The organism is Xanthomonas sp. NCPPB 3570 (assembly GCF_056725115.1).
On sequence record NZ_CM161513.1, the window covers coordinates 4803278 to 4814778 of the forward strand.

At 58.0% G+C, this 11501-nt stretch carries 5 protein-coding genes and 1 pseudogene; all 6 read right to left on the reverse strand.

What is annotated here, in order from left to right; all coding sequences use genetic code 11:
* Positions 1-19: 19 nt before the first annotated feature.
* On the reverse strand, positions 20-670 hold the full coding sequence (locus AC1PLR_RS20700) for a YceH family protein (protein WP_481102184.1): 651 nt from the start codon (positions 668-670) through the stop codon (positions 20-22).
* 244 nt (positions 671-914) lie between these two features.
* On the reverse strand, positions 915-1334 hold the full coding sequence (locus AC1PLR_RS20705) for a hypothetical protein (RefSeq protein WP_481102185.1): 420 nt from the start codon (positions 1332-1334) through the stop codon (positions 915-917).
* Positions 1335-1601: 267 nt separating this feature from the next.
* Positions 1602-2126 (reverse strand): hypothetical protein, encoded by a 525-nt coding sequence (locus tag AC1PLR_RS20710; protein ID WP_481102186.1) that lies wholly within the window; start codon positions 2124-2126, stop codon positions 1602-1604.
* Between the two features lie 63 nt (positions 2127-2189).
* The gene (locus AC1PLR_RS20715) at positions 2190-2537 is read right to left on the reverse strand and encodes a hypothetical protein (RefSeq protein WP_481102187.1); all 348 of its coding nucleotides are present in this window, start codon (positions 2535-2537) and stop codon (positions 2190-2192) included.
* A 118-nt stretch (positions 2538-2655) separates the two neighbouring features.
* Positions 2656-7932, reverse strand: a pseudogene (locus tag AC1PLR_RS20720) (hemagglutinin repeat-containing protein); the annotation flags it as partial.
* A 483-nt stretch (positions 7933-8415) separates the two neighbouring features.
* Positions 8416-11496, reverse strand: coding sequence for a hemagglutinin repeat-containing protein (locus tag AC1PLR_RS20725; RefSeq protein ID WP_481102188.1), 3081 nt, complete (start codon positions 11494-11496; stop codon positions 8416-8418).
* Positions 11497-11501: the final 5 nt, after the last annotated feature.

Here is an 11501-nt window from a genome sequence, read left to right on the forward strand (position 1 = left end):
TGAGGACACCCGCACCGCGTCACTCGGAGCCGCGCTGCGCCTGCAGCTGCGCCACGATCTCGCGCAACTCCTCCACCTCGGCCTCCAGCGCCTGCACCCGGCTTTCCAGTTCGTCGTGCCCCGACGACGTCGGCCGCGCCTTGAACGTGGCCGCCAACGCTTCCGCATCCACCGGACCGGTGAGCAGATGCATATAGCGGTCCTCGCGCTGCCCGCTGGCACGCGGCAACTGCAACGCCAACTGACGCTGCGCCAGCCGTTCCAACTGATGGCGGACGTCGTCCGCATCGGCGAAGCGCGCCATGCGCTCGGCACGCGTCAGCAACTCATTGACGGTCTGCGGACCGCGCAACAACAGCAGACCGAGCAAGGCCATCTGCTGCTGGGTCAGATCCAGCGCCGACGCCAACCGGTGCTCGTAGCGCTCGGCGCGCGAAGAGAACTGCTGCCGTACCAACCCGCGCCCCTCCAGTTGCCGCAGCGCATGCTGCACATCGCCCGGACTCAAGGTCATCACCGGCTCACGCGAGGTCTTCTGATTGGCCGCCACCACCGTCGCATTGACTGTGAGCGGATACGCATCCGGCGTGGTCGCCTCCTTCTCGATCAGGCAGCCGAGGGCGCGGGCTTCGATGGTGGAAAGGACGGGGACGGCGGGGGTGTCGGTCATCGTATGGACTGCTTGCTGGTCAGGGGCGAATCATACTGTTTGGCGAGTTACGGCTCTGTAGATCAATGCCGCACTCACCAACGCATTTTTCTAGTACCAAAGGATAGCTCTTAGTAGGCTGCGCATGATAAGCGCATTATTATCTTTTACAGAAAGGCAAATGGCGAAAATTTTATGATTGGCCATTATGCTTAAATGGCGCCGCTCGATGGATCTGAAAATTATATTACTTTAAAGTCAGCAACTAATCTATGGCAACCACGTCAAAAACCCCGCTCCCATTTTTTACTTCATAAGCATGCCTAAATGATCCGTCTGGATAATATATGAGATACCGCCCGGTAACCATATCGACATCCACAAGGTAATCCCCAATCACAACTTCTGTTTTTAGAATGAAAGACATGCATGAGGCAAACTCACCCAATAAATTACCGTACAACTCAACGCAAGAAATGCCGTTAACTAAAGTTCTGTACCCAGAATCCGCGCAAATAACCTCTAATCCAATGGATTTTTTTTGCTCTTCCGGAGAAAGACCGAGATACAGTGAGTGGTCAAATGCAGAGCCTACGTGCTCGCCGATGCAACTCAATGCCGCGCTGGCTACATCCGGGTAAGAAAACCTGGCCTTTAAGGAAAACTCAAAAAGAAAAATTTCCACGCGCCACCTCCGATAATTTAGGAAATCTTCTCTATAATATTTTTCTTTAAAGAGCTTTTAGACATTAAGGACATTAGCGACAGAACGCCTTGAGCCTTGGATTACAACGCCGCCCTCGTTATTCAGGACGCGCCTAAACCTGTCCGGAAGCGCGCCAGCCTTATTCGCAGCTACTCATCCCCACTTCATTGTCCTGCAGCCTGGAGGCACTCAGGGAAGTCAGCCAAACCAGAGGTATCGATGTCATTACCCCTAGGCACGTCCGATTTATCTTTCTATTTTAAAAATTCCTTGGTAGTCACCGAATTGAGAAAATTTCTCGTAGTTCTTATCAGGATTGAATTTTGAATTCCCAACCTCAGACTCGCGAGGATTGAACTTATCCCGCCTAATAAAAAGATCGCCTTCTGGCTTAAAAATATAAGTGTCAGCAGCTGCAACTTCCTGTGCTTCGGCAATATAGCTTCTATAAACCGCCATTACCAAAAACCAACGCTCCCCTTCAATGAGCTTGAACTGATACGAGATATATTCCCTAAGTAAATTGTCCAGAAAGCCGACGCAAACAAATCCTTTTTTTAAAAAAATCTCTGCAAACGCTGACGGAGAGGAAGCCGAATTGACCAGCACCGTGTATGCCTCACGTTGCTCATGCCGATTTTCGGCGACTTCCCTCGAATAAATTTCCAAAGGAATTTTTTCAGATCTAGACCAAGCACGGCAGTAACAGAAATTCACTTGTACACCTTTGCCCAGCGGCGCGCCGTCGCCGCCGACCACCTGCGGCAGCACCTGCCGTCGGCTTTACGCGACTTGGCTAATGCGCTTGGTAGCAGCATATTACGCCCAATTACTTTAGTCGCTAACCCAGCTTACATTCGGCGTTGTGCCGCCAAAAAACTGCTCTATCGCAGATTTCACCAAATCAATGGAAACAACCATATTTTTGTCGTATTCGCCAAACTGCCCACCAGCACAGATTTCTACAAGACCGCCCTTTTCTTCTCCATTTTCAAGATGGAAATTTTTGAAGTCAGAGGAAGTCATAGTCACGATATATTTTCCCGCCCCTCCTCCGACTAACATCTGAGACCCATCTGACTTTTCGATAGAAACAAGCGTATGCCTATTACCATCCAGGCGATCTACCAGATCAAAAACTTTCTCAAAATCCTCTGTTTCAAATATATTCTCATTATTCATTGTTCCACTTCTAGAATCGATTGAGATAATCATGTCACGGCCTTATAATAACAACCCCATCAGGGCCCACAACTTTCAGTTCAGAAAGACCCAGCTGCCTAACCATAGATCGAATGCCCCCATTTTGTCCACAAGCCGTACATGGTTGCCTATCTACGTACAAAGTTAGGCTCTGACCGCTGACATCAATCTTCATAGTTTTTATCTGGTTTAAAGCATCAATCTCCGCGTGAGTTTTTGATATTGAATTAACACCACTGACTTCCGTACCATGGGCATTTATTCCATATATTTTCTTTCCGTCAACCTCGATAACGGCAAGAGTACTTCTGTCAGCCGCAGAGCCGGACTTAGGCAGTCCTATATCTTCTCTAAAATTCGCCAAATCTAAAACAGCGCTTTCGTGATCTGCTATGTGTATTGAGTTATCGGATGGATATATTTTTCCAGACGAACTCTGTATTACAACTTCGCCGTCGGCATTGACAATGCGCCTAAATCCATCGGGCAACCCACCCGTTTCATTCGCGGCCGATCCTCCAGACTTCAACGTGCTATAGCCAGCAGGCACTTCAGGGAAGCCAGCCAAACCAGAGGTATCGATTCCATTGCCTCTGGGCACATCCATCACGCTGTTCGGGTTGGGCGCCTCTGGCTTCAACAGCGGCACCTCAGTGAGCACCTCTCCCGCAGTGCCGGTCGTTGCAGTCTCCTTCACCACCAACGGCAGCACCGAATCAGAAGCGTCCTTGGTTGAATTCAAGGCTTCCTTGATGATGGTGACGGCCTTGCCGGCAACGATTCCACCCAACTCACCGACCTTGGACAGCACCACGGCCCCGGCGACCGCACTGAGAGCGCCCTTCGCATCGCCCGTCGCCAGCTTGTGCGTTACATCCGCGACGAACCCGACATCGCCAGTGAAGGTCGTCCCGATGGCCCATGCGTCTCGGTTCAAGACGCCATGGACATAGTCATCGGTCCAGCCAGCATCCGTGCGGTTCAGCGCCTGCAGCAAGTGGCGCTGGTCATCCTGACTCGTTGCGGTGCGCAGCACTGCGCCGTACACCTGATCAAGCGCTGGTGTGCCACGCAAGGCGTCGGCGAACATCGAGTGATCGTTGTACTGGGCCCAGTCGGCGCCAAAGTCTGTGTAATTGCCCTTGGTCTGTGTGATTGATGACAGGAAACTTTGTGCATTTCCGTCCTGGGCGACTAGTCCCCCCATACCTAGGATGCTGTCCCAACGGCTGTCCGTTTGACGCATGGCCTGGACGATCAGGCGCTGCCGCGCGGCTTCCACCTGTTGTGGTGTGCATGCATCGCCACATTCCATCGCTGCGAACGTGGCAGCATTGGCATTGATCTTCTTCAGCTCGTCCGGATGCAGCTGCCGGTTGAAGTTCTCTCCATCCACTGCAACGCCGGCGCCAGTCTCGCCGCCGGCGACACCACCGACCAACGCGCTGACCAGGTTCTGCACAAGCTTCGATTCACCTTCGGTAAGCGGCCGTGCAAGTTCCGCGGCGCCTGCACCCAGCGCGCCTTGAATCGCATTTCCGCCACCAAGGCTCGCAGCGACCGCACCCGCGACGGCGTGCATCAGTGTCTTGCCGGTTCCGCCGTCCTTCCAGAGATCGTTTTGCTCCTGGTACGCCGCCATGGTGGCTTTGGCGGTATCCAGGTTCTGTTGGATTAGGGCGCGCTGCTCCGGAGTCAGATCGTCACGCTTCAATTGCCTTTCAGCGCCATCGGCAACGAGTGCGGCATCCTTGTATTTGCTGGTCAGCGCATCTCCAATCGCTCCAACCGTGCGGAAGCCAACCTCCCCCGCGACCTTGGCCATCTCCATTTGATCTTGGACTTTACATTCGTCGAAGATCTGCTTCAGACCGGACTGCTGCAGCTCAGTCGCTTTACGATCCAGGTTTGCGACCGCCGAGTCGTCTCCGTTGCGAACTTCGATCGACCCTGCGGAGACGCTGCTCTTGGTGACGCTGGTGGTGCTGCCGTTCTGACCTCCAGCCAGACTCAGGGCGGCTCCAAGCGCTGCCTTCGTCGCACTGGACGCCATGTCCGAGCTGACTCCGACGCTGCTGGCTTTGTACTCCGCCTTGTTCTGTACGTCCTCGACCGTCAGGCTATTGGTGGTCAGGCGGTTCCTCTCGGCATCGGCGGTGCTGGCGATGGCGCCACCGATCAGGTGCGTGTCGCCGCCAACGGTGACGTCAAACCCACCGTTACCAGCCTGGATTCCACTCTGCTCCTTGACGCTGGTGTAGCTGCTGTCGATCTTCTGCTGACTGTAATAGCCGCTGGCGTTGCCCCCGGTGCTATAGCCGTAGACCAATTGCACGCCTGCCTGCTGCTGCTTGCTCTTGTAGTCGTTGGTATCCTGCTCGCTCTGGATCAGCAGGTCGCCGCCGACCTTGGCCAGCACAGTGTCGCCGATCGCTTGTGCACCCTTGATCGTGGTGTCGTTGCCGCTGGCCAGGGTCAGCGTGTCCTTGGCCGTGACCACACTCTCGGTGTGTAGTTCGCTGTTGCCCTTGGCACTGCCCTTGCCGGCGTATGCAGTCAGGTAGACGCCAGTGGTGGTGCCGACGCTCACACCGATCTCGCCGCCGGCATTCTTGTTGCTCGACTTCTCGGTGTTGGTCTCTTGCTGACTCAGCAGGTTGAGGTTATTGGCCGCCGCCAAAGCGACGTTCTGGCCGTCGATCTTGCTGCCGATCACATTCAAGTCGCCGCCGGTGGCGGCGATGGTGACGTTGCCGTCGCTCAAAATGCGGCTGCCGCCGGTGGTTTCCTCGTGAGTAACGGTCTTGCTGGACGCGCTGCTGGCACCGATGCCGATGCGCAGACTGATACCGCCCATCTGTGCGCCTTGCGCGTCAGCGGCTTGGTAGGCATCGACGCTGTCCTTGACTGCGTAACCAGCCTTGGCCGCATACAGCGCCTGCAGTCGGCTATCCTCGACTTCGCTGCCGCGCTTGGTTGCGCCATATGCCGCTTCGGCAGCCTGTACCACCGCGCCGGTCAGGCCCAAGGTGATCCCCGCACTCTGCTGCTTGGACGTCTGCACCGTGTCCACGCGGTTCTCGACCGCGGCGATAGTCACGTCCTTGCCGACGATGGCCGTGCCGGTCTTGCTCAGCACGTCGCTGCCGGTGATCGCCACGGCATTGCCGGCGGTGAGCGTAACCGAGCCGTCGGTACTGCCCACCAGGCTGCCGCTCTGGCTCACTTCGGTGGTATCGAGCGTGTTGGTCTGCTTGCTCGCACCCAGGGTGACGCTGAAGCCGCCGCCGCTGTACAGACCGGTCTTCTTGACCTTCTTGTCGTGCTCCTCGCTATGCGTGTTCTTCGCCGTCTCCAGCGTCAGGTCGTTGCCCGCAGCAACGACCACATCGCCGGTGCCGGCGACCTGCGCGCCTTGCGAGAGCAGGTCGTGGCCGGCCGCGATCTGCACGGTGTCGCCACTGAGCGTGGTTGCCACCGCGGTGCTGTCGTGCCACTCGTCATGCGTGGTGGTGGTCTTGCTGGACAGGAAGCCCTTTTTCTTCTTCTGCATGTCCTGCACGGCGTCGTGCTGCTCCTGCGCGGCGAGCAGGTTGACGTCGTTGCCGGCGGACACCGCCAGCGCACCGGTCTCGGTGAACGCCTTGGCCGCGGTCAGGTTCACATCGTTGCCCGCCTGCAGGGCGATGTCGCCGCCAGCGGTGAACTCGCTGCCGTGGACGGTCTCGTCGCGGGTGCTGGTGGTCTGCTTGAAGCGCTTGCGCGTCTCCAGGGTGGTGCTGCTGTCGACCGTGGTCAGCGTGGTGCTGTTGAGGTCGTTGCCGGCGACCACGGCCAGGCCGTTGCCGGCGTCGAGCTTGGCGGCGGTCAGGTTGACGTCGTGGCCGGCGCTGAGCACCAGGTTGCCGCCGGCGGTGAGCGCCTGCTGGTCGATGTCCTGGGTGGTCGTGGTGGTGAAGACCCTGGTCTTGCCCTGGCGGCTCTGGTCGGTAACGGTGCGGCTGTCGCCCAGCACCGAGGTCACGTTGAGATCGTGCCCGGCCGCGGCGATCAGGTTGCCATCGGCCTTCACTTGGGCCTGGCGGATGGTGAGGTCGTTGCCGGCGGCCAGTTGCAGGCTGCCGCCGGTGGCGATGCTGGTGCGCACCGTGGCCATGCCGTTGGCGTCGGTGACCGGGGTCAGCGACAGGTCGTGCCCGGCCTGCAACGCGGCGTCGCCGCCGGCGGCGATCGCTACGCCGTGCAGTTGCAGGTCGTTGCCGGCCTGCAGGGACAGGTTGTTGCCGACGGTCAGGCTGGTGCCATCGCCGCCGCGGGTCAGACCGGACTCATCGCGCAGCGCGGTCGGCTGCAGCGTGAGGTTGTTGCCCGCCAGCAGCGCGGCGCTGTTGCCGGCCTGCACGGTGGTGCCGGTGAGGCTGAGGTCGCGGCCGGCCTGCAGCAGCAGGTTGTTGCCGGCAGTGATGCCCGAACGCAGGTCGCCGCCGGCGAGGGCGTCGCGGGTGGTGCTGGTGAGGTCGCGACCGGCACTGAGCAGCACGTCGCGGCCGGCGATCTGGCCGCCGAGGTTGAGCAGGTCCTGATTGGCCTGCAACTGCACGGTGCCGCTGGACACGATGCGGCCTTGGTTGAGCAGGTTGCCGACGTTGGCGCTGACATTGGCGCCGCTGATGGTGCCAGTGTTACTCAGGCCGGCCGTGCCGTTGAGCGAGACGTCGCCGCTATCGCTGGCCAGCAGCGCGCCGTCGCTGCGCAGGGTCAGCGCGGTCTTCGACGACAGGTACACCACCGGCACCAGCACCTTCTGGCCCTGGTACTCCTGTTCCACCATCCACACGATGTCGTGGGTCAGCGCGGCGACCTGGTCGGCGGTCAGCGCCACGCCAACGCTCAGGTGCAGGGTGCCGGCCTCGGCGACGCCGCCGTCGAGCAGCGCGCGGTACTGGGCCACGCCGTCGGCGTAGTTGCCCAGGTAGCGGCGGCCGGTAAGCTGGGTGATCTGGTCCAGCACCAGGCGCTGTTCGTAGAAGCCATCGCCCAAGCGGGTCTGGGTCCACTGCGGATCGACGCCGAGCTTGTCGAGCAGGTAGTCGCTGCTGATGAAATTGTTGTAGTCGACGAAGCGCGGATCGGTCTCGATCAGGTAGCGGCGGCCGGGGGCGCTGTTGCTGGCCTTCACCCCGCCCAGGCCGTTGGCGGCGCGGCCCAGCGTGTTGACGCTGGCGCCGTTGCTGCCGACCAGGCGGTACAGCCCGCCCATCGGCAGCACGATGTTGCCCAGCGGCGCGCCAACGCCGCCCACCACCTGCGGCACCTGGCCGGTGCCCGGATCGATCTGCTGGTACTGGGTCGGCACGCTGCCGGCGGTCAGCACCGCCTGCTCATCGTTTTTGAATATGAGACCCAGCTATCCCGCTTAAAATCAAATGTGCATTATCAAAATTGACAACGCTATTCACTTGTAGGACTTGATTATTGAAGTTGCAGATTCGTAAAAATCTAATTATCAAATTTACGACCTAGGGAAATCATATATAAAATATGAAATTGACACATTAGATATAAGGAATAAAATTACCTCTAAGCGCGAAAACCGTTTTGACAGAAAAATTTTCCCAAGAATCAAGGATACTAGAACCACATCTAAAATCGCAAAGGGCAGCAGCAAGTAGACCATTGCTAGCTTCATACCATCACAAAATTTTTCCTGACAGAAATATAAATGTGAGCCAAATACAATATTCAATACCCAAATGGACCAGAAGGCAGCACACAATACCCAAAGAGACAAATAAGCGCGTTTAATTACATTGACATTCATGCTCATTCTCAAGATTTTCACAGGTCTGTGTATTTTTTAAAATTTAGTTGGGAAGTTCGACCAGTCTATATTTATGACCTGCGGAAATTTTGGCCATACACCGTAAATTCCATTTATTGTTTCATTTGCCCTATTTTCCTTGCAACTCCAGAGAATGCAGTCTGACAATGGTGAATTTATTAGACCTGGATCGCTGCTTCCACGCGCTCTTGCAGCGGATGCTAAAGCGGCTTTCTGTTCAATATCAGTCTCCTTTGCAATCACAGCAGTAGTCAAGGCTGTGACGTTTTTACCTTGTGTAGTATCACCTGTTATCGAACTAGCGATATTGTAAAGAGTGGAAACATAATTTTCGTAAGCGTCACTATGCAAATGCGGATCATCAGGAACCTTCCAGTCCCCAACGTGGCCTACTTCGGGCGGATAACCAGAGCCGTCAGCTTTTACATGTGCAAAAGCATCGCCAAAAGCATGTAGAGCTCTTTGATTTTCCGGATCAGAAAGAATATTCGCTTTCGCATCAGGACTATCTTTATATTTAATCAAGTCGGCAAGAATGCTTTGGACCTTTTTACCAAAATCCTGCTGCTCAGCCTTAACTTTTTCTGGAGACGCCGCATTTAACAAATGGTTATATTGCTGCGGCGCATTAGGATTGTCTCCATCCAAGATATTCGGGGCCGTTATTGCATTTCTCTTATCCGTATCTGGTGAAAATGCTGCCATTGCTACGGCCTTTGCATCTTTATCTGAAAACCCTGCCAGATATAATACCGTTGCCATGGTTGAATAATGACCTACCTCGCCCCAGTTATTCTCAACCGCATTTTGCGCAGCCGTGCTGCCTACCATGGCCTGCTTGAGATCAGAAGTGAAGACGCCCAAAGCCGCACCACCGGCACCGACAATTTCAGTGATCGTTGACTTCTCGGCTTCGCTAAGATCCTTACTATCTCGCCCATAGATGAATTTTGCCAATGCGGGAGCCGCAGCCTCTGCTCCAGATGCCGCAATTGCACCTATCAATTCGCTGTCTCCGCCCGCAGAAGCCACCGCCGCTCCCAAGAGTGCATGCGCCAACAGATGCGTCGCACCGCCTTCTTCGGCGCGAGTCCCTCCGTCGACCGCGTTTTTGACGGCATTTTCCTTGAAGTACTGGCCGATACCATAAGAAACGACAGGCGCCAGGGTACCCGCAAGGATTTCACCGGTGCTACCTGCGGAAGCTCCCACTCCGTGTGAAATCGCGCTCACCAGAACACCCGCTTTCTGAAGACGCTCGATCTCCTCACTCGCTGCGATCGCATCCGTAGCCAGCTGAGCTTTTTGCTCGGAACTCAAATCAGCGCTAAGCGAGGGATCTGAAAGGATCGCTCTGGCATCCTCCATCTTCTGCTTTGCCTCATCGATGGACCGATTGATGTCGGCTCGGATGCTTTTTCCGGTTTCTACCACCGTCCCGATCGCCGCACCCATGGCCTGCTGTTCGGCCAACACCTTGCGCACGTCCGGCAGCGTCGCCAGCGTCTCGTTCGCCTTGCTGGCATCGGTGTTGATGCCCGTCTCCGCTGCGGTGGTGCGCTTGCCGCCGATCGTGATGTTGCCCTCGGTCAGCGTGGCGCGCGTGGTCGTGCTGTCGTTGCCGCTCTGGGACATCGGCAGTCCGCCGCCCAGGCCGCCGCTGTTGACTTGACCGTAATTACCGTTGGCAATCGTGTTGCCGATGTCTCGTGCCTGCCCGCCCACCGTATTGCCATCGGCCCCGGTAGACGATTGACCAGTACCGCTGCTACCGAACCCGCCAGCGAGACTGCCGGAGCTAGCCGAGTAGCCCATCCTGTTCTGCAGGTCGCTGAAGGTCAGCGAGGTGGCGGTCCGTTCGCTGTTGTCCGCATTGGTGCTGGCGATGGCGCCGCCGATCAGGTTCACGTTGCCCGCATCGACGTGGTAGCCGCCCTTGCCCGCGAACAGGCCCGACTGTTCGGTCACCCCAGAGGAGGTGCCGTTGGCCTTGGCCGTGCTGGCATAGCCGCTGGCGTCCCAGGCGGTGCCGAAGGACACTTGGATGCGGCCGCCATAGCCGCTCTCCTTGGACTGGATGTTCGAGGTGTCCTGCAGCGACTCGATGGTCAGGTCGCCGCCGGTCTGCACGTCGATGCGGTCGGCCTTGGCCACCGCGCCACGCAACGTGGTGTCGCCCTTCGAGGTAAGGACGATGTTCTGCGCGGCCAGCTCCGTGTTCTTCCACGTGGCGCTGTCGGCGTTGGAGGAATGACTGCCGACGCTGGCCTGCGCATAGGCGTAGACGCCGGTCTGCGCGCCGACCGAGGCGCCCACGCCCACTTCCAATCCGGCGTTGCTGCCCTTGCTCTGTTCCGAGCCCGAGGACTTGCCTGCTTCCAGTACCAGGTCGCGCGCCGCGTCCAGGCTCAGCGTGTCGCCGGCCTTCAGGTTGCCCTGCACCACGTGCAGGTCGCCGCTGGTGCTGGTCAGGCTGACGTTGCCGCCGCCGCTGATGGTCGAACCTTGCGCCGTCTGGCTGCCGGCCTTGTACTTCTCCGTGCTGGTGGCGTAGCCCACGCCCGCTTCCACGCTGACCAGCGCGCCGCTACCGGCACCGCCGGCCATGCTGCTGATGGCGCTGGCGGTCTGATAGCCGTTGGCCGCCGCCGCCATGCCCTGCATCGCCGACAACCTGCCGTCGGAATTGCGTGCCGCATCGACGTTGTTGATCAGGTCGATCAGTGGCGATTTCACCCGCGCGAACGCACCGATCTTCAGCGTGTCGTCCTGCGAGGACGCGGCATGGCTGTCGTTGGCGGTGAGCAACTGGATCGACGCGGCAGTCACGTCCACGTCCTTGGCCGCGACCACGTTGCTGGCGCTCTGCGTGTAGGTGCCGCCCGCGCTCAGATTGACGTTACCGCCCAGGCTGCCGACGCTGCTGGCCACCTGCGTCACCGTGGCGTTGTCGTCGCGGTGCTTCTCGGTGTGATAGCCGGAGAAGCGCTCGGTGTCGGAGATGACCACCGTGCCGATGGCCTTGTTGTCCGAGACGTTGGCGTTGCCGGCGGTGTCCTGCCCGCTCTGGATGGTCAGGTCGCCAGCAGCGTGCATGGTCA

What these genes read in the sequence shown, in the direction of transcription:
- AC1PLR_RS20700 (WP_481102184.1), bottom strand. Translation starts at nt 670, where the DNA reads ATGACCGACACCCCCGCCGTCCCCGTCCTTTCCACCATCGAAGCCCGC.
- AC1PLR_RS20715 (WP_481102187.1), bottom strand. Translation starts at nt 2,537, where the DNA reads ATGAATAATGAGAATATATTTGAAACAGAGGATTTTGAGAAAGTTTTT.
- AC1PLR_RS20725 (WP_481102188.1), bottom strand. Translation starts at nt 11,496, where the DNA reads ATGCACGCTGCTGGCGACCTGACCATCCAGAGCGGGCAGGACACCGCC.